At 61.4% G+C, this 23,586-nt stretch carries 24 protein-coding genes; 9 read left to right on the top strand and 15 right to left on the bottom strand.

All coding sequences use genetic code 11. The features are described from left to right. Positions 1-2: 2 nt before the first annotated feature. Together K3174_RS13425 and bchF are read right to left on the bottom strand one after the other, a co-directional pair. Positions 3-1,283: a ferredoxin:protochlorophyllide reductase (ATP-dependent) subunit N gene (locus K3174_RS13425; protein ID WP_221559401.1), complete on the bottom strand. Its 1,281-nt coding sequence runs from the start codon at positions 1,281-1,283 to the stop codon at positions 3-5. Next, positions 1,280-1,810, bottom strand: a complete 531-nt coding sequence (gene bchF / locus K3174_RS13420; protein ID WP_221559399.1) for a 2-vinyl bacteriochlorophyllide hydratase — start codon at positions 1,808-1,810, stop codon at positions 1,280-1,282. The genes K3174_RS13425 and bchF overlap by 4 nt, the downstream gene beginning before the upstream one ends. A gap of 213 nt (positions 1,811-2,023) precedes the next feature. Between bchF and K3174_RS13415 the strand changes: the two genes are divergently transcribed. From K3174_RS13415 to K3174_RS13385, 7 genes are all read left to right on the top strand, one after another. Then, positions 2,024-2,905 (top strand): cobalamin B12-binding domain-containing protein, encoded by an 882-nt coding sequence (locus tag K3174_RS13415; protein WP_221559397.1) that lies wholly within the window; start codon positions 2,024-2,026, stop codon positions 2,903-2,905. An 82-nt stretch (positions 2,906-2,987) separates the two neighbouring features. Further along, entirely contained in the window at positions 2,988-4,352 is a 1,365-nt protein-coding gene (gene ppsR, locus K3174_RS13410) for a transcriptional regulator PpsR (RefSeq protein ID WP_345719659.1), read from the top strand. Between the two features lie 69 nt (positions 4,353-4,421). Continuing rightward, positions 4,422-5,324: a chlorophyll synthase ChlG gene (gene chlG / locus K3174_RS13405; RefSeq protein WP_221559395.1), complete on the top strand. Its 903-nt coding sequence runs from the start codon at positions 4,422-4,424 to the stop codon at positions 5,322-5,324. Further along, on the top strand, positions 5,324-6,643 hold the full coding sequence (locus K3174_RS13400) for a BCD family MFS transporter (RefSeq protein WP_221559394.1): 1,320 nt from the start codon (positions 5,324-5,326) through the stop codon (positions 6,641-6,643). The genes chlG and K3174_RS13400 overlap by 1 nt, the downstream gene beginning before the upstream one ends. After that, positions 6,640-7,830: a geranylgeranyl diphosphate reductase gene (locus K3174_RS13395; RefSeq protein ID WP_221559392.1), complete on the top strand. Its 1,191-nt coding sequence runs from the start codon at positions 6,640-6,642 to the stop codon at positions 7,828-7,830. Before K3174_RS13400 ends, K3174_RS13395 begins: the two co-directional genes overlap by 4 nt. After that, positions 7,830-8,312, top strand: a complete 483-nt coding sequence (locus K3174_RS13390; protein WP_221559390.1) for a TspO/MBR family protein — start codon at positions 7,830-7,832, stop codon at positions 8,310-8,312. The genes K3174_RS13395 and K3174_RS13390 overlap by 1 nt, the downstream gene beginning before the upstream one ends. Continuing rightward, positions 8,312-8,620, top strand: coding sequence for a hypothetical protein (locus tag K3174_RS13385; protein WP_221559388.1), 309 nt, complete (start codon positions 8,312-8,314; stop codon positions 8,618-8,620). Before K3174_RS13390 ends, K3174_RS13385 begins: the two co-directional genes overlap by 1 nt. A gap of 16 nt (positions 8,621-8,636) precedes the next feature. On the opposite strand, the gene pufM is transcribed toward K3174_RS13385, so the two are convergent. The 9 genes from pufM to K3174_RS13340 form a co-directional block, all read right to left on the bottom strand. Continuing rightward, a complete protein-coding gene (gene pufM / locus K3174_RS13380) occupies positions 8,637-9,563 on the bottom strand; it encodes a photosynthetic reaction center subunit M (RefSeq protein WP_221559386.1) in 927 nt (308 codons plus the stop codon). A 15-nt stretch (positions 9,564-9,578) separates the two neighbouring features. Beyond that, positions 9,579-10,403: a photosynthetic reaction center subunit L gene (pufL, locus tag K3174_RS13375; protein ID WP_221559384.1), complete on the bottom strand. Its 825-nt coding sequence runs from the start codon at positions 10,401-10,403 to the stop codon at positions 9,579-9,581. A gap of 103 nt (positions 10,404-10,506) precedes the next feature. Further along, entirely contained in the window at positions 10,507-10,692 is a 186-nt protein-coding gene (gene pufA / locus K3174_RS13370) for a light-harvesting antenna LH1, alpha subunit (protein ID WP_221559382.1), read from the bottom strand. Positions 10,693-10,766: 74 nt separating this feature from the next. Continuing rightward, positions 10,767-10,931 carry a light-harvesting antenna LH1, beta subunit gene (pufB, locus tag K3174_RS13365; protein WP_221559380.1) on the bottom strand — a complete coding sequence of 55 codons (165 nt, stop codon included), beginning with the start codon at positions 10,929-10,931 and terminating at the stop codon, positions 10,767-10,769. Between the two features lie 117 nt (positions 10,932-11,048). Next, positions 11,049-12,509 carry a chlorophyllide a reductase subunit Z gene (gene bchZ / locus K3174_RS13360; RefSeq protein WP_221559378.1) on the bottom strand — a complete coding sequence of 487 codons (1,461 nt, stop codon included), beginning with the start codon at positions 12,507-12,509 and terminating at the stop codon, positions 11,049-11,051. After that, positions 12,506-13,942, bottom strand: coding sequence for a chlorophyllide a reductase subunit Y (gene bchY, locus K3174_RS13355; protein ID WP_221559533.1), 1,437 nt, complete (start codon positions 13,940-13,942; stop codon positions 12,506-12,508). The genes bchZ and bchY overlap by 4 nt, the downstream gene beginning before the upstream one ends. 90 nt (positions 13,943-14,032) lie before the next feature. Continuing rightward, on the bottom strand, positions 14,033-15,016 hold the full coding sequence (locus tag K3174_RS13350; RefSeq protein ID WP_221559376.1) for a chlorophyllide a reductase iron protein subunit X: 984 nt from the start codon (positions 15,014-15,016) through the stop codon (positions 14,033-14,035). Further along, on the bottom strand, positions 15,013-15,948 hold the full coding sequence (bchC, locus tag K3174_RS13345; protein ID WP_221559373.1) for a chlorophyll synthesis pathway protein BchC: 936 nt from the start codon (positions 15,946-15,948) through the stop codon (positions 15,013-15,015). Before bchC ends, K3174_RS13350 begins: the two co-directional genes overlap by 4 nt. 118 nt (positions 15,949-16,066) lie before the next feature. Further along, a complete protein-coding gene (locus K3174_RS13340; protein WP_247712184.1) occupies positions 16,067-17,203 on the bottom strand; it encodes a methyltransferase in 1,137 nt (378 codons plus the stop codon). A 60-nt stretch (positions 17,204-17,263) separates the two neighbouring features. Here K3174_RS13340 and crtD point away from each other — a divergent pair, with 60 nt between their 5' ends. Both crtD and K3174_RS13330 read left to right on the top strand, forming a co-directional pair. Then, entirely contained in the window at positions 17,264-18,826 is a 1,563-nt protein-coding gene (gene crtD / locus K3174_RS13335) for a 1-hydroxycarotenoid 3,4-desaturase CrtD (RefSeq protein WP_221559371.1), read from the top strand. Positions 18,827-18,849: 23 nt separating this feature from the next. After that, complete coding sequence (locus tag K3174_RS13330) at positions 18,850-19,665, top strand: hydroxyneurosporene dehydrogenase (RefSeq protein ID WP_345719658.1); 816 nt, start codon at positions 18,850-18,852, stop codon at positions 19,663-19,665. Here K3174_RS13330 and K3174_RS13325 read toward each other — a convergent pair. Genes K3174_RS13325 through bchI form a run of 4 tightly spaced genes read right to left on the bottom strand, consistent with a single transcriptional unit; the run spans position 19,612 to position 23,383 of the window. After that, on the bottom strand, positions 19,612-19,803 hold the full coding sequence (locus tag K3174_RS13325; protein WP_221559370.1) for a hypothetical protein: 192 nt from the start codon (positions 19,801-19,803) through the stop codon (positions 19,612-19,614). The genes K3174_RS13330 and K3174_RS13325 overlap by 54 nt on opposite strands. A gap of 12 nt (positions 19,804-19,815) precedes the next feature. Then, entirely contained in the window at positions 19,816-20,697 is an 882-nt protein-coding gene (gene bchO / locus K3174_RS13320; protein ID WP_221559368.1) for an alpha/beta fold hydrolase BchO, read from the bottom strand. Next, positions 20,694-22,385 carry a magnesium chelatase subunit D gene (locus tag K3174_RS13315; RefSeq protein ID WP_221559366.1) on the bottom strand — a complete coding sequence of 564 codons (1,692 nt, stop codon included), beginning with the start codon at positions 22,383-22,385 and terminating at the stop codon, positions 20,694-20,696. Before K3174_RS13315 ends, bchO begins: the two co-directional genes overlap by 4 nt. Next, the gene (gene bchI / locus K3174_RS13310) at positions 22,382-23,383 is read right to left on the bottom strand and encodes a magnesium chelatase ATPase subunit I (protein WP_221559357.1); all 1,002 of its coding nucleotides are present in this window, start codon (positions 23,381-23,383) and stop codon (positions 22,382-22,384) included. The genes K3174_RS13315 and bchI overlap by 4 nt, the downstream gene beginning before the upstream one ends. Positions 23,384-23,586: the final 203 nt, after the last annotated feature.

Here is a 23,586-nt window from a genome sequence, read left to right as displayed (position 1 = left end):
CGCTACACCTGCAACACGTCGCGCCGCCGCAGCGGGCGCGCAAAGAGTTCGGCGAGATCGCCGGCCTGGTCGAAGCCGTGGATCGGGGAGAAAACGAGTTCGATCGCCCATTTGGTCGACAGCCCTTCGGCCTCCAGCGGATTGGCGAGGCCAAGGCCGCAAACAGTGAGGTCGGGCTGGTCGGCCCGGACCCGATCGAGTTGTTTGTCGACGTCCTGGCCTTCGCTGATACGCGTGCCCCGGGGCAATTGCGGCAATTCGTCTGCGAGTATGCTGCGATGGAGGTAGGGTGTGCCGACCTCCACCGGCACCATGCCGCATTCGGTCGCGAGAAACCGCGCAAGAGGAATTTCAAGCTGCGAGTCGGGCAGGAACGAGATGCGTTTGCCGTCGAGCCTCTCGCGCTGGCGCTCGAGCGCACGCTTGGCCCGCTCTCGCCCCGGAGCGATCACGCGATTGAACTGCATGTCGTCCAAGCCGAAGGCATCGGCAGCCGCCTTGAGCCAGCCGGTGGTGCCTTCCGCCCCGAACGGAAATGGCGCTGGAAGATGAACCGCCCCGCGCCCAGTCAGTGCGCTCAGAGTTTCGCCCAGGAATGGTTGTGCGAGAAGGATACGGGTGTTGGTCCCGACCGCCGGCAAGTCCGCCACGGCACGTGCCGGGAGGCAGCCGATGTTCTCGATGCCCAGCTCGGCAAACAGGCGAAGGAATTGGTCCTCTACGATATCGGGCAGCGACCCGACCAAGAGCAGCGACGGCCCCTCACCGCTCGCCGCAACCGGCATCTCCGGCACCAGCGACGCGAGACAGGCGTCTTCGCCCTCGGTGAACGTCGTTTCGATTCCGCTGCCCGAGTAATTCAGGATGCGAGTGCGCCCGGCATGTTTCGTACCCAACCGTTCGGCCGCCTTGGAAAGATCGAGCTTGATGACTTCCGACGGGCAGGAGCCGACGAGAAACAGCGTGCGGATTTCCGGGCGACGCGCCAGCAACCGATCCACCACGCGGTCGAGTTCCTCGTGGCAGTCGGCCATTCCGGCAAGATCGCGCTCCTCGATGATCGCAGTGGCGAAGCGCGGCTCGGCGAAGATCATTACTCCGGCGGCCGACTGGAGAAGGTGCGCGCAAGTCCGCGAGCCGACAACGAGGAAGAAGGCGTCCTGCACCTTGCGGTGAAGCCAGACGATCCCGGTCAGTCCGCAAAACACCTCGCGTTGCCCACGCTCGCGCAGGACGGGAGCGCAGTCCGCGCCGGGCGCTTCGAGAATGCCGACCCCGCTCATCCGGCAACCACCGCATTGCGCGGATCGTCCAGCCGCGCTGCGCGCAGCTTGAGGAGGAATTGCCCGGCATTGACGACATAGGTGGCATAAGCGGCCAAGGCGACGAGCATACGCTGTTCGACTGTGCCAAGCCCGCTCAGCAGCAAAGCCAGGTAAAGCGTGTGCAGCGCAATCACGACCATCGAGAAGACGTCTTCCCAAAAGAAGGGCCGGGCGAAGAGCCACTTGCCGAATACCTGCTTCTCCCAAATCGATCCGGTGATCATGATCGCGTAGAGCGCCATCGTCTTGGCGACGATCGAGATATCGGCAGCAAACGCGCCCTCCCCCGTCGAAAGATAGCGGAGGACAAGTGCCAGGCTGATGAGGAATATCAGGAACTGGAGCGGCGCGAGAAGACCTTGCACAAACGTCCAAGGCGACTCGTCGCGGCGAATTCGCTCCTCCGGCGAGTACAATGCACCGCCCCGTTTATGCCCGTCGTCCTCGACGTGACCGTTGGGGAATTTGCGAAGCAGCCTCTCCATTCTTTCGCATAGCCTCCGATCTCTAACGGGAGACTACGCCTCGACAGGTGATTGTGTCAATCTATCTGGACGACAAGTATGTTAGACACTTGCTGATTCGACACATTGGATAATTGCGCCTACGTTCCGATTCCCTGTCGGAGTCGGCACGATAAGATCGACACGTCGGGACTGACGCGATCCGCGCCGCTACCAGACTGGGAGAGTCTGAAAATGGCATCGGCTATCGGCATGGGCTCCGCAGCCCTGCTAAAAGCGATTTCCAGCCCGCTGAAAGGCTGGATGCGAACACAGGACGTCCAGGCCGATCGCCTGGAGGGGAACTCGGGCCAGCAGCTCGGCACCGTCATTGAGGGTGACTTCATTCCTCGCCTGATGATGCGGTACTCGCACGGCACGAGCTCGCCGACGACCGATCGACAGCCTGTCGTCGAAAGCGAGGAAGCAAACCGGTTCGCGCTCCTGCCCTTGCAGCTCGAGGCCGACGAACTGCTCGTCGAAGTCGAGACATTCCTGCATCGCGGTGTCAGCGTGGAAGCGATCTTCCTCAACCTGCTCGCCCCCTCTGCCAGGCAGATCGGGCGCCTGTGGGAAGATGACGAATGCGATTTCGTCGACGTCACCATGGGGCTTTGGCGCCTTCAAGAGGTCATGCGCGAAATCGCCGCGCGCTCACCGCCGATCGTGCGCTCGATCGGCAAGCCGCGCTCTGCCCTGTTCGCACCTCTGCCCGGTGACCAGCATTCGTTCGGCGCGCTGATCGTCGACGAGATATTCGCCCGGTCGGGCTGGGACAGCGAAGCACTTATCGATCCAGAACGCCGCGAATTGTTGCGTCTTATTTCGGAAAAACCGTACGACCTGGTGGGATTGACCATAACTTCCGATTGTAATAGCGGCGCGCTTTCGAAATTGATCAGTGCCATTCGCACTGTCTCAGCGAATCCCCAGACGCGCGTTCTTATCGGAGGGCGGGCGGTCAACGAAAACCCCGGCCTCCTGGCCGAGGCAGGTGCCGATGGAACTGCCGTCGACGCCGAAGCGGCGCTCAAGCTCGCAAATCGCCTGGTGGAAAGTGCGAGACTGAGCGCATAGTACGCATCCCGTGTGCGAGAACCAGATGCTGACACGAAAGCACAGCGTTGACGAAAAGCGACCCTTCGCCGATTCCGGCGAAGTGTTCGGATCCATCGGCGCGGATGCTGCAAGAAAGCTGGCAATGGTCGCCGGTGATGTCGTGCTGGTACTCGATACGAGCGGCAAGATTCTCGATGCATCTTTCGAAGAGGAGGCGTTTCCCGGCTTCGCCAATTGGGTCGGGGAAAACTGGCTCGACATGGTCACGGTCGAGAGCCGCCCTAAGGTCATGGAAATGCTCGCCGGCGCACGCAAGGGCGAAACCCAGCATTGGCGCCAGGTCAACCATCCATCGAAGGATGGGGACATACCTGTCAAATATGCCGTAGTCAGTGTGAACGGCGGCGAGCGGGCCATGGCTTTCGGCCGGGATCTGCGGGAATTCGGCAGGATTCAGCAGCGCCTCCTGCAGGTTCAGCAATCACTCGAGCGCGACTATCTCAAGATGCGGCACGTCGAAGCGCGCTATCGCCTGCTGTTCGAGCGTTCGCGCGAACCCGTCCTGATCGTCGAAGCGAACGATTATCGGATCCGCGAAGCCAATCCGGCGGCGCATGCCCTGGTCGGAGCGCGGGCAGGAACGCTGGTCGACAAGAAGCTGCCCGGCCTGTTCTCACGCAAGTCCGCCCCGGTACTTACCGCGCATCTTGGCTCGGCACTCGCATCCAGTTCCGTCTCTCCGGTTTCGGTGACGCTCGACAAGGGTTCGAAAGACGTCGAAATTGCTGCGTCGGGTTTCCGCCAGGACCGGCGCCAGTTCCTGCTCGTCAGGCTGAACGACGGGGAATGGCCCGCAGAGTCGGACGATTCAAGGCTCCTCGACATCATCGAGGACATGCCCGACGCATTCGTCCTCGCCGATGCGCAGATGCAGATCGTCAGCGCCAATGCGGCATTCGTCGAAATGGTCCGCGCGGCGGGGATCGACCAGTTACGCGGTGCCGATCTGTCCACCTTCATCGGACGGCCTGGGATCGATCTCGATCTCATCGTGGGACAGATCGAGAAAGAGGGCGAAGCGCGCAACGTCGCGACCGTGCTGCGCGCCATGAATGGCGAAGACGACGAGCCGATCGAGATTTCGGCAGTCACGAACCGTGGCGAAGAACCGCATTTCGGGTTCGTTATCCGTTCGATCGCAAGGCGCATGCGCGACCTGCCGCCGGGCTCGGAAGATTTGCCGCGCTCGGTGGAACAGCTCACCGACCTCGTCGGGCGCATGCCGCTGAAGGATATCGTTCGCGAAAGCACCGATTTGATCGAGCGACTGTGTATCGAAGCGGCGCTGCTCTACACATCCGATAATCGCGCCTCGGCGGCCGAGATTCTCGGCCTGAGTCGGCAGAGTCTCTATTCGAAGCTGCATCGCTACGGCCTGGGAAATTTGCCGGCGGAGGCCGAATAACCCGCTTTAGCCGACAATCTGCTGTCAAAGGGAATTGACGCATAGATGCGTCAGGCATAGCCTTTCCCCATGCTACGTTCGGCAACTTCGACTCGAACGGTGCCGGTTCCATCGGCATCCGCCGTCTTGGAGCTTCTCAAACCGATCACCTGGTTTCCTCCGATGTGGGCCTTCGGGTGCGGCGTCGTCTCTTCGGGTGCCGCATTCGACCAGCGCTGGCTGTTCGTACTCGGCGGCATTGCGTTGGCGGGTCCGTTCGTCTGCGGCACCAGCCAGGCGGTGAACGACTGGTTCGACCGCCATGTCGATGCAATTAACGAGCCGGACCGGCCGATCCCATCCGGCAGGATACCGGGCCGTTGGGGGCTGGGCGTCGCGCTGGCCGGGACGCTGCTTTCGCTCGCCCTCGCCGCCATGCTCGGCATCTGGGTTCTTGCAGCGGCGGTGGTCGGACTGGCACTCGCTTGGGCCTATAGCGCCCCGCCCTTCCGCCTCAAGACCAGCGGCTGGGCCGGACCGGCCGCAGTCGGACTGACCTACGAGGGATTGAGCTGGTTTACCGGCGCGAGCGTTATGGCGGGCGGCCTGCCTCCCGCTCAAGTCATGGCGATCCTGCTGCTCTACAGCACCGGTGCTTTCGGGATCATGGTGCTCAACGATTTCAAGGCCATCGAAGGCGACCGGATAACGGGGCTGAAATCGCTTCCGGTAACCTTGGGCGTTGGTCGTGCGGCACGGCTGGCGTGCCTGGTCATGGCCGGGGCGCAGGTGGTCGTGATCGGATTGCTCGGGGTTTGGGGTCACGGCTTGTCGGCGCTCATCGTTTGCGGCCTGCTGCTTGGGCAGCTTCTCCTGATGGCGCGGCTTCTCAAGGATCCCGCGCGCTTTGCACCCTGGTACAATGCTACCGGCGTGACGCTGTTCGTCCTCGGAATGCTCGCGTCCGCCCTCGGCTTGGGAGGGCACATCTGATGCCCCGGGCGACATTGGGCCTCGGCTGGTTCGCGATCGTTCGCCTCGGTCTCGTCCAGGCCTCGATCGGCGCGATCGTGATGCTCGCCACCTCGCTGCTGAACCGCGTGATGATGGTCGAATACGCCCTCGCCGCGGCGATCCCCGCCGGACTGGTCGCGTGGCATTATGCCGTGCAACTGACCCGTCCGCTCTGGGGGCACGGTTCGGATCGCGGAAGGAAACGCACCCCCTGGATCATCGGCGGGATGGCGACGCTGGCGTTTGGCGCATTGATGGCAGTCAACGCCACAACCCTGATGGCGCAAAACCCTGTTTCCGGCGCGGCAGTGGCAATCATGGCCTTCACGCTGATCGGCATCGGCGTCGGAGCCAGCGGAACCTCAATGCTGGCATTGCTGGCCTCCGGAGTGGCGCCCGAGCGCCGCGCGGCCGCTGCGGCGGTCACCTGGATCATGATGGTTGCGGGGATCGTGAGTTCCGCCGGCATATCCGGCGCGCTGCTCGATCCTTTTTCCGAGCAGCGACTGGCCTTCGTGGCGAGCGGCGTGGTGATCGCGGCGCTCTTCGTGACAGCATTGGCAGTGTTCCGGCTGGAACCCAGCACCCCCTTCGGCGTCGATGCGGCGGCTCGCGGCCAGGTCCCTTCTTTTCCCGAAGCCTTGCGCGAAATCCTCGCAGAGACCGCCGCCCGGCGCTTTACCCTCTTCATCTTCGTTTCGATGCTCGCCTACAGCATGCAGGATCTGATCCTCGAGCCCTTCGCCGGGCTGGTGTTCGATATGACCCCGGGGGAATCGACCCAGCTTGCAGGGGTGCAGCATGCCGGCGTGCTGATCGGCATGATCGTCGCCGGGATCGGGGGCAGCGCCTTTGCGGGACGCCTGCCGGTCGATTTGCGCTTCTGGATCGTGGCAGGCTGCAGCGGATCGGCGCTGGCGCTGGCGGGACTTGCCGCCGGGGCGATTGTCGGACCCGGTTGGCCGCTGACGGCGAACGTCTTCGTCCTCGGCCTGTGCAACGGGCTGTTCGCGGTTGCCGCCATCGGTGCGATGATGGGTCTCGCTGGGGCCGGACGCAAAACGCGCGAAGGCGTGCGTATGGGCGTATGGGGAGCGGCGCAGGCGATCGCATTCGGACTTGGTGGTTTTGCCGGAGCATTGGGCGTGGACATCGCGCGGCGGATGCAAGGCCAGGACGGCAGCGCCTTTCAGCTGATCTTCGCGATCGAGGCGTGCCTGTTCGTCATAGCGGCAGGCCTTGCCGTGCATGCAACGCGCAAAGCGCCTTCGCGAAAGGGTGAGGTAGTAGCGGTATGAGCGAGAGGATTTATGACGCCATCGTCGTCGGCGGCGGACCTTCGGGAGCAACGGCGGCAGCCGATCTTGCCGCAGCCGGAAGGACGGTCTTGCTGCTCGATCGCGCGGGACGGATCAAACCCTGCGGCGGCGCCGTTCCCCCGCGGCTTATGCAGGATTTCGACATCCCACAAAGCCTGCTTGTGGCACGCGCACGCTCGGCGCGGATGATCTCGCCGTCGGACCGAAAAGTCGACATGCCGGTCGGGGATATCGGCTATGTCGGCATGGTCGACCGCGACGTGTTCGACGAATGGCTGAGGAAGCGTGCCGCAGAAGCAGGGGCCGAGCGACTTACCGGCACTTTCGAACAGATAGAGCGCGACGAGCGCGGTACTATTGTTTGCTATCGACGCGAACGGGGTGGAGAGACCGAGCGTGTCCGCACCAGGCTGGTCATCGGCGCTGATGGCGCGCGCTCGGCGGTTGCCCGGCAGAACATCGCCAATGCCGAACGCATGCCTTGCGTTTTTGCGTATCATGAAATCATCCGCTCGCCGGAAACGGATAGCGACGTGTTCGACGGATCGCGCTGCGACGTTTTCTACCAGGGAAAGCTTTCTCCCGATTTCTACGCCTGGGTTTTCCCGCACGGCGAGACTGCCAGCATCGGCCTTGGCAGCGCGAACAAAGGCTTTCCATTGCGCGAAACGGTCGCAACAATGCGCGGCGAGCTCGGCCTAGAGGAGTGCGAGACAATCCGTAAAGAAGGTGCACCAATCCCGCTTAAACCGCTGAAGCGCTGGGACAATGGCGTCGACGTTATCGTTGCTGGCGATGCAGCTGGCGTGGTCGCACCGGCTTCGGGCGAAGGGATCTATTACGCAATGACCGGCGGCCGCTATGTCGCCCAGGCTGCCGAGGAATTCCTGAGCACCGCCAAGCCCAAGGCGCTGCGACTGGCGAGGAAGCGCTTCATGCACGAACACGGCAAGGTGTTCTGGGTGCTGGGGATGATGCAATATTTCTGGTATTCGAGCGACAAGCGGCGCGAACGCTTCGTGACCATGTGCGCCGACAAGGATGTGCAGCAGCTCACCTGGCAGGCCTATATGAACAAGCGCCTCGTGCGCACAAAACCGCTTGCCCATGCGCGGATATTCCTCAAGGATTGCGCCCATCTTCTCGGATTGAGGGCCGCCGCCTGATGCATGGAAATTGGGTGTTGCCGATAATCGTGGCGGGCCTCGCCGCGATCGGGGTGGCGGTGCTGGGGGCCACGATCACCGATTTGGGCCCATGGTATCAGTCACTCGAAAAGCCCGGCTGGACCCCCGCCGATCCGGTGTTCGGCATCGCTTGGACGCTCATTTTCACCCTTGCCGCGGTCGCCGCAGTAAGCACTTGGCGCGCTGCGCCGAGCACTCGGGTATCGGACACAATCATCGGCCTGTTCGCGCTGAACGGATTTCTCAATGTCCTGTGGAGCTTGATCTTCTTTCGAATGCAGCGCCCCGATTGGGCATTTGCCGAGTTACTCCTGCTTTGGCTCTCGGTGGGCGCATTGGTTGTTTTCTGCGGCCGCTATTCGCGCCTCGCCAGCGTTGCGCTGGTGCCCTATCTGATCTGGGTGACGATTGCTGGCGCGCTGAACTGGCAGGTGATCGAGCTTAACGGTCCATTCGGCTGATGGAGCAATTGTTCAGTAGCGGCCACGCAGCGGATATCGTCCTCGCTGTGCTGCTGGCTGAGGCCATCTGGCTCAAGATCCGCGAGAATAACTGGCAAACACTGCTCGGCCTGCTCGGCCCGGCGGCGCTTCTGGTTCTCGGCTTGCGAGCTGCGCTCGTTGGGAGCCCCTGGTACTGGATCGCACTCCCGGTTGCATTGGCTTTCCCCTTGCACCTGCTCGACCTCAAGAACCGGTCACAGAAGCGAGGTTATTACCGATGCAAAAGAACCCGGCCACAAGGACCGGGTTCTCTCCCCCTGCCGTGAAAGAACAGGAAGCCTGTCAGCCGCCGGGCGCGTACTGGTGTTGCTGTGCCCACAAATACCAGTTCTCGACTACCGTGCCCGATAGCAGAATGCCGATCCCGCCGGTCAGTGTGGTCAGTACCGCGAACCACCAGGCCCACCGATGGATCGATTCCATCGTCGCGTTAAAGCCCATCGTCCAGCGCCAGAACAGCCCAGCCCGTTCCGAAGCGGTGCCGCGGTCGGTGATCTGCTCGATCTCACGCTCGCCCCCATAGCGACTGACCGCGAGGATCGTCGCCCCATGCATCGCAAACAGCAGGGCCGACCCATAAAGGAAGGCGATCGATAGCGCGTGGAACGGGTTGTAGAACAGATTGCCGTGGATCAGCGAAAAGTTATTGGTCCAGTCGAGATGCGGGAAGATGCCGAAAGGAACGCTTTCCGACCAACTGCCCATCAGGAACGGGCGGATGAAGCCGATCACCAGATAGAGCCATATCGCGCTGGCAAAGGCCCAGCATACATGCAGCCCCATGCCGAGCGACTTCGCACGGCGATAGCTGCGCACCCACCACAGCAGGATCGAGAGCGTCAGGAAGAAGCCGGCGAGAATCCACCAGCCGCCTTGAGCCAGCGGGACGAAGGGACTGAATCCCCACTCAGGACCCGGCGGATCAAGCGACAACCAAAAAAATTCGCGTACGAATGCAATCGGGCTCCAATTGACCGAGGCCAGCATGTTCAGCCCGATAATCTCGATTGCGAGAAAACCGAACAGCAGCGAAGCGACACCCAGCCAACCCAGGTAAATCGGGCCGATCTGTGCCTGGCCGAGCTTGCCGAACCAGTAATTGTAGCCGGTCAACCGGTAGCGTTCCTCGTCACCTGGCGGCAGCGGGACGCCCATTTCGGGAGCGGTCTGTAGCTGCACCTGAGTGAAGATGTTGTAATAGCGTGCCATTGCTCAGAGCCCTCCTCAGGACCAGATCGGGATGCTGCGCCACCAATCCCACCATTCGATGAAACTGCCTTGGTAGAGCGGTCCGGCAAGTATCATGCAGGCAGCACTCCAGAAGCCGGCGTTGAGCGCCAGCAACAGGCCGAGGCGATGGATGCCGAGGGTGCCGATCGAATAGCCGATGAAGTCGCGGAAATACGTGTCTTCATGTTCCGGCGTCTTAACTGCCTCGCCCTTCGGAACGTTGACGGCCGAAAGGATCAGCGATCCGTGCAGAGCCAGCGCCAGGCAGGTGGTAAAGAAGAACGATATCGCCACCATATGCAGCGGGTTGTAGTGGAAGTTGACGTAGGAATAGCCGGTGTTCGACACCCAATCGAGATGGGTGAAGATACCGTATGGGAAGGCGTGTCCCCAAGCTCCCAACCAAAGGGGCCGGATCACCACCAGCGTCGCATAAGCGAAAATCGCGAAGCTGAAAGCGATCGGCACGTGATAGCCGATGCCCAGCTTGCGACTGATCTCCACCTGTCTCAGCGCCCATGACGAAAAGGCGATGAGCGCACAGATCGTGATGATCTGCCAATAACCGCCTTGATTGAGCGGCGCTGCGGCAAGCCCCGCTTCGATCGGTGGAGGATCGATCGATATGAGCCAGGGATTCCATGTCGGACCCTGCGACGCGGAGGCGAAGATCAGCAAGGTGCCCAAAAGAGCGCTGATCGCCGTCGTAACGCCGAAGAAGCCGACATAGAATGGACCGACCCAAAAATCGAACAGGTCGCCGCCTATCAGCGTACCACCCCGCACGCGGTATTTCCGCTCGAAACTCAGCAGCGCCATAGCTCAATCCTTCCTACCTTCACGGGCAGGCTCATCGGGTTCCAACTCGATGGCCGGAGAGTCAGGCAGGCGGATCCCGCCCGCTCCCTTGTCGACCGGGCGGTCAGCCTGTTTGTGTTGTGTTTTCCACGGCCGCCGTCGTGGCCGGGGCAGCGCTAGCGCCATCCAGCCAGTTGTAGCGGTTGGTGCTGAGCAGGATGAAATGGATCAGCAGCGCGAGGACGAACAGGAAGACGAACAATGCGACCAGCGCTCTGCGCGGATCGAAAATCAGCCAAATTCTCCACATAGTCTTACTCCTTCAATGAGTCGTTCGGGCCGTCCGTCGCGCGATACCCTGCAACGGACCAGCGAAGCTCGCGGTCAGAGCCACGGCCTCCAGGCCCAGACGAGGATGTGAGCGACGACGGCTATCGCAGTGAAGCCGAGGAAGCTGCCCATAAAGATCTTGTGGAATTCCTTGGCCTCTTCAGGCGTCAGGTAGGTCCTCAAGCCAAAGCGATCGTCACCGGGTGTCGGATCGTTCATTGGATTTTCTCCCAATCAGTTGCGAGGTGGTGGAGGTCGAATGCCTCCGGCGGTATCCACGCAGGAAATCCCGCGGGATCTGGTGGCCCGTTGCCGGGCGGATGGGAGCGACCCCGTTCATACGCGCGATCCTTCGAGCAAGACGTCGGCGAGGCAGTCGGCCGATACCGACGCATGGCCCTGACCGCGGGCCGCGCGTTCTGCGGCATCTCGCAGGCGCTTGGCGGCGGAAATGCGCACCAATACGGGTTGTGCCTCAACAAGAGCATCGAGTTTAGCCTTGGCGTCTTCGTCCCAAGGCAGTTCTTCATGCTGCTTCGCCGGAGTCGCCTCAACCTTGTCGAGATCGGAGCCGAGAGGGAGGATGTGAAACAGCGCGTCGAACAACGCATTGCACACTTCCTGCACGAGATATGTCGCGCCGGAATAGCCCATGAAAGGCGTGCCGGTATGACGCCGGATGGCGGCACCGGGGAAACTCGCGGGAATAAACTGCCCCGACGGCCCGTGACCTTTGCCCGCCACCTCGGCGAGATACATCCGTTCGTTGTAAGAGCCGAAGACCACCAGCGGCGGGTTGGCATGGATAGCCGCGCGCACATCCTCGTTCTTGGGTTTCACCCCGGCCGAGCGGCTAAAGGCGAAATTGCACGGCAGGCCCATATCGTCTTCGAGAAAGTACCGGATGCCGCGCGCGTAAGTCTCGTTCGCGCAAATACCGAAGTTGGCGGTGCCGAAGAAATCCTGAGTGACCGAACGCCACAAATCCCATAGCGGCTTGATAGTCGTGTGTTTCTCGCGCTCGATGAAGGGTTCGGGATCGAGGCCGAGTTCCTCGCCGAGGGAGCGAAGAAACCGGGTGGTCGATGTCAGCCCGACCGGAGCCTGAAAATAGGGCCGCTCGAGCAGTTCGCATAAATTGCGACCATACTCCCGGTAGAGGCACACATTGGCCTGCGCATTCGCCAACTGGCCGACATCAGCGAGATGGCTGCCAAGCGGAAAGGCCATGTTGACCTCAGCGCCGATGCCTTCCACCAGACGGCGGATTTCCGCGAGATCGCTGGCCATGTTGAACATGCCATAGGCTGGACCGATGATGTTTACCCTGGGCCTCTCGCCTTCCTTCACCGGTTTCACGGCGGGCATCTTTTTCGGCCCGAACTCGGTCCACAACCAGCTCAGCGCGCGATCGGCACTCTGCCACTGGTCTTCATCTATAGTGCGCGGCAGGAAGCGCTTGATAGTCGTTCCCTCGGGCGTCACCCCACCGCCGATCATTTCTGCGATCGAACCGGTGACCACCACCGAAGGCAGTTCCGGATCGAGCGTCTCCCAAGCGCGCTTCATCGCGCCTTCGGTGCCGGTCTTGCCGAGTTCTTCCTCGCCTAGCCCGGTCACCACGATCGGCAATTCGTGCGGGGGCAATCCGTCGGTGTAGTGCAAAACCGAAGTCACCGGGAGATTCTCGCAACCGACCGGCCCGTCGATAACGACTTGCAACCCCTTGACCGCCGTAAAGACGTAGACGGCGCCCCAATATCCACCCGCGCGATCGTGATCGAGGACGAGCGTCATGTCCCCACCGCTTCGGCCGCCTTGATGGCCGCCGCCGTCTGGGCCGCGAACTTCTTCTTGAACTTGGGTCGGTCGACCGGCGTATCTTCCCAGATGCCAGCCGCATCGCCCTTCCCAGCCTCGCCGAAGAATTCGGCCATGCGATTGAAGCGGTCCTTATTGGCAAGGGCAGCATTGACCACTTGGGCGAGGCTGCCCGCTCCTGCCGGGCCCATCAGTGGGCGCGCGGATATCAGATTGGTGAAATAAAGCGCTGGAATCGCGTTTTGTTTTGCATGCTGAACAACCGGGGTTGTGCCTATGGCAAGGTCAGGACCGAATTCCTCGACCGCGGCAATATCGTCTTCCAGGCTGGCCCGGTAGTTCACTCTGACGCCTTTGGCCTCGAGCCATTCGCGATCGGGGTCGGACCATGGTGTGCGAGGGCACGCAGTGCCGACAAAGGGCACTTCCGCGCCGCTTTCGATCAGCAGGCGCGCGACCAGCAATTCGGAGCCTTCGTACCCAGAGACAGTGATGCGACCGGTGACCGGCATGGCCGACAGTGCTCCGCGGATCGCACCGACCATTGCATCCTTTGCCGCGTCCACTTTGGCACGTTCGATACCGCACGCCATACCGATGGCCTCGAGCCAGGCTGCGGTACCTTCCGCGCCGACCGGGGCGGAACCGATTATCGTGCGGCCGGCCTTATCGAATTCGCGGACGCTTGCCGTGTAGAAGGGATGGATCGCCGCAACGGCCGCGCAGTCGAGCGCGGAATAGAGTTCGCGCCATTCGCGAGTCGGGACGACGGGACCGGCAGCGAGACCGAGCGGCTGCAGCATCATGCCGATACCGACCGGGTCTGCCGGAAACATCTCTCCTAGAAGAGTGATGGTAGGTCTATCAGACCGTTCCTTCGGCGCAGCGACAGGGCCGTGTTCCGCCTCTTGGCGCGCATAGGCGAGCATTGCCCCCGCCAGCACATCTTTCGCCTCGGCATGGGTCGGGATACCGAATCCGGGTACGTCTATTCCGATGATCCGCACACCGTTGATCTGCTTGGGCAGCAGGCGTAGCGGTACGCCGCTGGCGGTTGGCACGCATAGGTTCGTGACCACGATGGTGTCGTAGTGTTCTGGATCGGCCAGATCTTCGACAGCTTCCTTGATGTCTTCGAACAGCTTGCCGGTAACAAGCGTTTCCGAGCTGAAGGGGACATAACCGACCGTGCGGCGCGCGCCGTAGAAATGACTGGTAAATGTCAGACCGTAGACACAGCAAGCGCTGCCGGAAAGCACCGTCGCCGTGCGCCGCATCCTCAATCCAACCCGTAACGACCCGAAAGCTGGGCACATGCTCTGCGGCTGATCGTGCGGGCCTTTCGGATAGTCCTTTTCGTAGCGGTCGAGCAATTCGTGCTGCCCCGCTTTGCGCGCAGCTTCGCGCATAGTGTCCGTGCTTGCACAGCCACCTTCCTCGGCCGAACCGAGATCGAGCCTGTCGCGCTCGCGGACGGAAGTGCTCAGATCGGTCAAGCGCTAAACCTCGTCATAAATCACCTCGAGGGAGGGCTTTTCTTCGTAGGTACCCCCACGCATATCGGCCTGGGTGGCGGGCACGAGCTCGACATTGCCGCCGGTATCTTCCGGGCTGAACAGATCGAGTAGACCTTCCTGTTCCAGCGGCGTGGGTTGATGCGGTGGCGCTTGAGCCACGTTCTCCGCCAGTTGTTCGAAGAGACCAGCCCATTCCCCGCCGGGCTTCCCAACGATCTGGTAATTGGCCGACTTGCGACGGATGTCCTCGTCGGCCGGAATGGCTGTCAGCACGGGAATACCGACTGCGTCGGCAAAGGCCTGCGCCTCGCCCGTGCCGTCGTCCTTATTCACGATCATACCGGCTACGCCGACATTGCCGCCCATCTTCCGAAAATATTCGACCGCCTTGCAGACATTGTTGGCCACATAGAGCGATTGCAGGTCGTTAGAGCCGACAACGATCACCTTCTGGCACATGTCCCGTGCGATCGGCAGGCCGAAGCCGCCGCATACAACGTCGCCAAGAAAATCGAGCAGGACGTAATCGAAGCCCCATTCGTGAAACCCCAGCTTCTCCATCAATTCGAAACCGTGGATGATGCCGCGCCCGCCGCAACCGCGGCCAACTTCAGGCCCGCCGAGCTCCATCGCGAAGACACCGTCGCGCTGGAAGCAGACGTCTTCGATGCTCACTTCTTCGCCGGCGAGCTTCTTCTTGGAACTGGTTTCGATGATCGTCGGGCAGTTCTTGCCGCCGAACAGCAGGCTTGTCGTGTCCGACTTCGGATCACAGCCGATCAGCAGCACCCGCTTGCCTTGCTGTGCCATCATATAGCTGAGATTGGACAGGGCGAAGCTCTTGCCCGAACCGCCCTTGCCGTAAATCGCTATGATTTGCGTCTCTTTCTTGATCTCGCCAGTGTGCACGGGATCGGGCTCGATGGCCGCCTCTTCGCGCAGGGTTTCAGTGTCGAGCATCGTCATGCGTATTCGCTCCAATCGAGAACCATCTTGAGGCAGTCCTGAGCTTGAAAGGCAGTTGGGTAGGCAGCCTCGGCACGGGACGCGGGTTCGACGTCCGAGATCAAACCTGAGAGGTCGAGTTCGCCGGCCTCGATCATCGCCCGGGTCGAAGCGAGATCGTCCGGCTGCCATTCTGCAGCGACTCTGATGCGCGCTTCACTCTGAAAGGCCGGCGGGAAAGCGAAACTGATTCTGTTGGCGTAAAAGCCCGCAAGGACAATTTCGCCCTTGCGGCCCAACCTGCTCATCAGGATGTCCATGACATCGCTACTGCCGCTGGCGTCGATGATCGTGCGGTAGTCTCTCCGATCGTCGTCTTTCGGTGCGACGACCTCATAGCCACGCCCGCCAGTCCGGCGATGCGCCCTGTTGTCCCACACGACTGGGGCCGATCCACCCGAGGCGATGGTCATTCGGGCTAACAATCGACCCAGGACACCGTGGCCCACGATAAGTTCGGGAAGCTCCCCGCCCTTAAGAGCATGAAGAGCTGTCGCGGCGAGCGCATAAAGCACGCCCTGTTCACCGAGCTCTTCGGAAACCGGTAGAGCGCGAGCCGAAGGAACGATAACTCGTTGCGCCGTTCCGCCAAACAGCCCGCGGGCCTCAGTGTAGCAATCGGCACCAGGAACGAAGACCCAATCGCCGACGCGTCCCCTTGCCTCGTCTCCGGCATCCACGATCCGGCCAATCGATTCATAGCCGGGTACAAGCGGGTAACCCATTCCGGGAAACGACGGCATCTCACCCGACCATAGGAGCTTTTCGGTGCCGCTACTGATACCGCTCCAGCGTATTTCAACCAGTACATCAGAAGGGCCGAGGGGGCGCAGATCGAGCGTCTTCAGCGCCAGGCGCCGAGGTGCTTCGAGTGTGACTGCTATCGACTCCATCGTCGCCAGCTCTCCCTTGCACGCTTTCGACCAAATGGATGTTCCAAATGGAAATGTGTGCAGGTTGTAAACTAGTCTTAACGCTTCTTACTGTCAAATAACAATGACACTCAGACTGTCATGCAGTGGCGATGATGATCGAGGTGACGATGGGCTGATGGGTTTGAACCGCCTGCGACGAACGGAAACCAGCGGCTCCGAGCATAGCCTGTATTTCGCTTGCACTGCGCGGCCTGCCCGAGCCCATTGCCCAGAGGTACAGCCCGAAATAGGCGTCTCCCATAGCCTCAGCTCCACGCGCCTTCGCCATCGGCTCTACGATCATAAGCCGCGCGCCAGACGTCATCGATCTGTGGATATTTTCCAACAACCGCAATGCCGGAACATCGTCGTGATCATGCAAAATTCTTACCAATGAGATCAAATCGTAACCCCGCGGGATCGAGTCGTCGAAGAAGTTGCCCGCATGAAAAGTCGGTAGCTTCGAGGTATCTTCTCGAGCGAATGCCGTTTGGGCGAGCGCCACAACATCCGGCAGATCGAATAGGGCAACGCGCAGCTGCGGATGTGCTTTGCCTATGCGACGAAGGAACGTTCCGTTGCCACCGCCGACATCGAGCAGCGATCCACAATCTGAGAAAGGAAAAACAGCAAGCGCCTCGTCGGCAACCGCTTGCTGAGAGATGGCCATAAGTTGAGAATATTCGGCTGCGACTTCATCTGCGCCCTCCCCGGCTCCATACTTCCAGAACCGCGCAAGTCGGGTTGAATCGCGACACTCGTCTGCCAACAGCGCCAGCGGATCGACCAGATCGGCATAAAGCAAGCGGTGATGGCGGATCATTGCGATCGCGCCATCGTTTCCACACAGCGCCGCACCATGTCGCCCGAGCACCCACCACCGGCCCTCAACTTCTTCGACCAAATCTAGCGCTGCTGCGGCGCGCAAAAGCCGCTGTGCCGCAGCTGCATCGAGTTTCGTGACGGTTTCGATCTGACCCAGCAATGCCGGACCCGCTTCGAGTCTTTCCAGTAACCCCGATTCCACTACAGCGAACAAAGTCTGGGAGTAGGTGAACCCCGCCACAAGGTCGAAGAGCGCGGCCGCACGGCGTCGTGCAATCGGCCTCAGCACCGGATTTCGTGCTGCGAACCGCTGGAAACCGCGACTCGCCAGGACGCAATTGCGCCACCCGAGAAATCGCATCCTCAGGCTTTGAGGGGGCACTTGCGTCGAGGCTAGATCCTGCTCCATTTGTCTGATTAGGTGGACAGATGATATGTAAACGTCAATCACCTACTCTGGAGACGAACTGTGTCGGGTGAACGAGTCGTAGTGATTGGCGCAGGAATTGGCGGGCTGGTGAGCGCCGCACTACTTTCCGCGTCCGGCCACGACGTGACCGTCGTCGAAAAGGAAGTCACGGTAGGCGGCAAGGCCCGCCGCGTGCCGGTAGACGGCGCGCAAATCGACGCAGGGCCGACCGTCTTCACCCTCCGCGAAGTCTTTGAGGAAATATTCCGCGAATGCGGGAGTGAACTGGAGCGCTGCATTGCCACACGGCGAGCGCATGTCATCGCACGCCACGCCTGGAGCGATACCGAGCGGCTCGATCTGTTCGCCGACCCCCAGCGCAGCGAAGAGGCGATCGGCGATTTCGCCGGAGCCGATGCCGCCAGGAGCTATCGCAACTTCCGTACCGAAGCGCGGCGGATCTACGATATCCTAAACAAGAGCCTGCTACGAAGATCCAAGGTCGGTTGGCCGCTGCCGCTGATGTGGCGCATCGGCTTGTGGCGGGTCGGCGATCTGGCCGCGATCCGGCCCTACGAAAGTCTCTGGAAAGTCCTTGGCGACCATTTCGCTGACCGGAGGCTGCAGCAATTGTTCGCGCGCTACAGCACTTATTGCGGGTCCTCTCCCTTTGATGCCCCTGCGACGCTGATGCTGATCGCCCACGTCGAAGCGCAGGGGGTGTGGCTCATCGAAGGCGGGATAAGCGCGCTGGCCGAAGCACTCAGGCAGCTGGCCGAGCGCAACGGAGCACGGTTCAAGATGGGCGAGAGCGTTGCGCGGATCGAAATTGGAAGATCCGGTGTGACCGGCGTCGTTCTCCTTTCCGGAGACAGGCTGGAAGCCAATGCCGTGATCTGCAATGCCGACCCTGCCGCGCTGGCCTCCGGCAGGTTGGGCGATGCGGCCAGCTGTGCAGTTGGTGGGTTCGCGCCAAAGCGGCGCTCGCTCTCCGCCTTCGTCTGGCTCGCCCATGCAGAAACCAACGGCTTTCCTCTAACGCGTCACAACGTCTTCTTCTCCCCCGACTACGCACGCGAATTCAGTGAGTTGAAGATCGGAACGCAGATCGTCGATCCCTCGGTCTACGTCTGCGCGCAGGATCGCGATACCCGCAGCGCCGCATCAATTGATGGCCGCGAGCGCCTGCAAATTATCGTCAATGCCGCCGCCAATGGCGATACCCATCAAACGACCGAAGAGGAGCTTGATCGATGCACCCAAGCCATGACGCGCAGTCTCACGCGATGTGGGCTGCGACTAGAAACGGACATGCCGCATTCGCTGGTGACGCCGCGGGATTTCGAGAAGCTGTTCCCCTCGACGGGTGGAGCCCTTTATGGACGGGACTCGCACGGATGGGCGGCGTCCTTCCTGCGCCAAGGCGCGCGGACGCGGATCCCTGGTCTCTATTGCGCGGGGGGAAGCACCCATCCGGGCTCGGGCGTGCCGATGGCCGGCTTGTCCGGGCAGCTGGCGGCTCGCACGCTAATGGCAGACCACGCTTCGACGCGCCCGTTGCTCCCGGGGGCTACGGCTGGTGGTATGTCGATGCAATCAGCGAAGACGGAAAGCACGGCCTAACGATCATCGCCTTCTTGGGGAGCGTGTTTTCTCCCTACTACAAGGCCAGCGGTAGGGGCGACCCTGTAGATCACGCCTCGCTAAACGTCGCGCTCTATGGACCGCACAGCCGCTGGACAATGACCGAGCGTCCGCGCGGTGCCGTGGTGCAAGAGCGCGACACGCTCGCCATTAGCCCAAGCGCGGTTCGCTGGATCGGCGATGCACTCGAGATCGACATTCAAGAGCGCGACAAGCGGGTGGGCATTCCCTGGCGGCGGCGCGTTCGTGGTAAGGTGCGGGTCCTTCCAGAGGCGCTCAATCCGATAAGCTATGCACTCGATCCAAGTGCGCAACATATCTGGCACTGCCTCGCCCCGCGCGCGCGTATCGAAGTTGTGTTCGATGAGCCTAGTCTGTCCTGGACCGGTCGGGCATATCTCGATTCGAACCACGGCAGCGAGTCGCTGGAGGAAGGGTTCAATGTATGGCACTGGTCGCGCGCGCATCTGCACGAAGGGGCGGTCGTCTGTTACGAAGGCACACGCCGTGACGGATCGCATTTCGCAAGCGCGATCCGGTTCGATCGGTTTGGCCTACCCGAAAGTGCTCCTCTCGCCCTCGCCGCGCCGCTGCCGAACACGCTGTGGCAGATGGAACGCAAGACCCGAGCGGATAGGGGCCACGCGAGCTTGATCAAAACTTGGGAGGATGCGCCGTTCTACGCACGCTCAACGCTGTCCTCCAAGCTCTATGGCGAACAGGTCGTGGCTGTGCAGGAAAGCCTCGATATGCGTCGTTTCACTTCACCGATCGTCCAGTTCATGCTCCCCTATCGTATGCCTCGCGCCGCCGGTTGATTTTGCCTCGTCTTTTGCCTGCTTGTCGCGCTCGATTTCGCGGCTTACCGACCAGTATTGCCATCCGCCGAAGCCGAAGGCCACGAGTGCGGTAAACAGAATTTCGATCCAGCCAAAATTTTCACTCAAGGCTTCCATGGACAAGCCCCCTCAATTGCCGGCGCAAAAACGCTTGATCATCGCCGCAGCTTGCTCCGGTCGTTCCTCGTGCGCAAGATGGCCAAGACCCGACATGACTTTGAGCTGTGCATTCGGCAGACGGCTTGCTGCCTTCCGGACCGAAGATAGCGGGATCGCCACATCGCCGTCAGAATGAATCAGCATCACAGGGCTTTCGATTAGCGGAAGGAGCCGCTCGAGCGCATCGAGATCCCAATTGGCCATCATTGCCAGCGCACCCCTGCAATGGGTGCTGTTGCCCAACAGCGTTTCGTAGCAGCGCAGTCCGGCTGCATCGACCAGCGAGTTGGTCGAGCGGATGAGAAAACGTTCGGTCCCGTTCCCCGTGCGCGCCATGCCGGCAAACAGGCGTGGAACGAGCGGGTTCACGAAGAGCAGCTTGGCCATCAACGGGAATAGCTGCGCCGCGAGGCCTGGAAATGGGCTTAGCGCAGGATTGAAACCGACTATGGGCAACTTGACGTCGCGCTCGCGCAGCATCTGCAATGCGATTGCCGCTCCGGCAGAATGGCCCGCGATCAAATCCGGGGCCTGTTCCATCGTATCGAGCAAATCCCACAATGCCCGTGCGATGGCTGGCAGCGTCATCTGAATATGTCGCGCCCGCGTAAAGGCATGGCCAGGCAGATCCGGCGCAATAACGCGGAAACCTTCCATAAGTCCGGGCACGACACCGCGCCAGGAATGGGATGACGCGCCCGTTCCATGAAGTAGCAAAATCCTTGGCGCAGATGCGCCTGCCAGCCCCATTTGCTGGACATGCCAGCGAATACCATCGCTTTCGACGAAGCAACTATTTTGGCGATGTGGCCAGAGCTGGCCTTCACGATCCCATTCGAGAGGGCGGCTCATGCCACCCGTGGCAGTGCAGTTGCAACGACGGCGTGATGCAGCTTGCGCGCATCGGCCATGGGCAAGGCGAGAAAGCAGGCCTGCATCGACTGCGCAAGGCGAGGTCCGTCTTGTCCTGCGCGTGCCGAGATATCGACAACAAGCGTTTCGATATCGCGTGCGGCGATAGCCTTGGCTGTTGCCTCGACGTCGGCGGCGGCGCGGCTACGGCTGGAGCTGCCATCACAAGCCATGTTTCCGCGCCCGTCGGTTAGGATCACAAGATGCGGCGTGCTCCCGCGCATCTCTACCGCTTCGGCCAATTCGCGCGCCGCCTTCAGGCCGGCCGCGAGCGGGGTACCACCACCGCCAGGCAGCTCTGCCAAGGCGCGGCGAGCACGTGTCAACGACCGTGTGGGTGGCAGCAGCAGCTCGGCCGACGTCCCGCGGAAAGCTATCAGCGCCACCTCGCTGCGTGTGGCATAGGCTTGCGCCAGCATCAGTTCGACCGCGCCCTTCGCCTCGGCCAACCGCGCCGCCGCCGCCGAGCCCGATGCATCGACGCAGAAGATCGTAACCTTGGTCGCATGCTGCTCGAACCGACGGATACGAAGATCGCCCTTGTGCAAGATTAACGGTCTATCGCTCCCGCTTTCGCGTCGTCGAAGGTCTTGCCACGGCACCGCTGCGCGCAAACTGTCGATAAGCGCCAGGCGCGCACCCCCACCCGGAAAACCTGGTCGTGCACCGAGGGGTTTGCCACGGGACATCGACCTGCGGCGCCGACCGTAACCGCTACCTTTTGCGCTACGTCCAGCCTTGCCCAATGACAGCTTGACCAGCAAATCCGGCGGGATCGCCGCCAGAGCAGCTTGGAGCACCACGTCCTCGAGCTGCTGGCGTCCCTGCGCAGAACCATTATCGTCGGGCGGGGATGACGACTGTTCTTCGGGATCTGACGCTTCAAGTTCGTCATCAATCGGCGGCAATCGCCTCGCGCGCGGGGCCAGCACAAGCCGCACCGCTGCTTCAAGGTCGGCGGCGTTCGCCTGCTTCCGCCCATGAAGAGTGGCGTGCAAGCGGGCCGTTTCAGCCGCGAAAAGCATCGGCCGTGCCGAGACAATCCCAAGCGCCGCAGCGGTAGCCGCGATGCTCATGAGAGCGGTATCTTCGAGAGGCGCCACATAGTCGCGGACAAACGACTGTTTCTCTAAATCGTCAGCAAGAGCGAGACTGTCCACTTGCGAGAGATTGCAAATAAAGGCCACCCGTTCCAGCAGACAGGCGGGGGGTGTGTCGTCCGCCTCGATCCCATCGTCGAGCAAAACTAGGCCGAACCGATCTTCCGGCGCGCCGCAGTCGATAGACTGTGCCAGCCGTCCAGCAACGCCACCAGGCATACGCTCTGCTAAAGGCACCAACAGCACTGCACCCGCAATATCTTCCAGCAAACCACGCTGATAGATCGTGCGCCCTACTGCGAGGCTGGCGGCGATATCGACACCGCCAATCAGCCTTTCGTCGTCGATATGGATTGGCATGCGTCGAACATTCACTGCAGCATTTTGTAGCCGCTCGAGCACCAGTTCGCGCGCCGGACCGCCGCCTCGCAGACATATACCGCCGAGCCGGGCGGGGGCCATGAGGAACAATCGCAAGGCCAGCAGCGCGTCGTCCAGAGGGCGGGCAGGCGCTGCGTGTTCGGTCATCCGAACAATTCATTCACGGCCCGTTCTATCCGGGCGGTGGAACCGGTCTCGTCGAGCACGTCGCGTCGCAACCGATGCCGTAGAGCTGACGGCGCGATAGCAATTACATGCTCGCGCCGGACCGATCTGGAACCGTTCAAGGCGGCCAAGGCCTTGGCCCCGCGCATCAGAGTCAGCTCGCCGCGTAGCCCATCCGCGCCGACAGCGACACACAGCTCTGCGCAATCGGCCAGAACCTCTTCGGGTACGGTAAGGTTCTCGACCTTCTTTTTTCCACGCGCGATCTTGCGCAGGATTTTCTGATCTTCGTCCGCCCAGTCCTTGGCAAACCCGTCCGGGTCGCGTTCTTGCGCCGCGCAACGCCGCATAATTTCTATGCGATCCGTGATATTGTCCGGTGTGCGCACTTCCACTGACAGGCCAAACCGATCGAGCAATTGCGGACGCAGTTCTCCCTCCTCGGGATTGCCGCTGCCTATCAGAACAAACCGCGCTGGATGACGAACCGAAAGTCCTTCGCGCTCGACCACATTCTCTCCCGACGCTGCCACATCGAGCAGCAAGTCGACCAGGTGATCCTCGAGCAGGTTGATTTCATCGATGTAGAGAAAGCCACGATGCGCCTTGGCCAGCAGCCCGGGCTCAAAAACCTTCTCGCCGGAACGCAATGCGCGTTCAAGATCGAGCGCGCCCAGCACCCGATCCTCGGTCGCCCCAAGTGGCAGATCGACGAAGGGAACGGCACGTTTTCTCAGCGGACCCGTTCCACAAATCTTGCCATAGCGCGCCTGGTCTTTTTTTGAACAGCCGAAGGGGCAATCTTTGATTGTAGATATTGGCGGTAGCAGTGAAGCGAGCGCTCTTGCGGCGGTGGATTTCCCGGTTCCCCGGTCGCCGAACACCATCACCCCACCAATTGCGGGGTCGATAGCGCTCACCAACAATGCCTGCTTCATCTCGTCTTGAGCGACGATCGCGGAAAAGGGAAAGCGCGCCATATGCTAAAGCTATTTGGACCAGCAATTCTATGGCGGCAAGAGTTTCGATGAGACAGGCAGTGTCATGACTGCCCTGCCGGCAGGTTGGATCAACCCTTCGGACTTTCCAGCTGGTTCGCGTTCAATTGTTCCCCGTCAGCGCCTATGGCACAGATTTGGGGTTGTGATTTAAGGAGGATTTGGGCTTCGTCGTAGTGACGAAG

Source organism: Qipengyuania qiaonensis (assembly GCF_019711515.1).
In the GTDB taxonomy this organism is placed as follows: domain Bacteria; phylum Pseudomonadota; class Alphaproteobacteria; order Sphingomonadales; family Sphingomonadaceae; genus Qipengyuania; species Qipengyuania qiaonensis.
The sequence above is the reverse complement of the archived record's forward strand: the minus strand, read 5'-3'. Positions and strand labels throughout refer to the sequence as shown.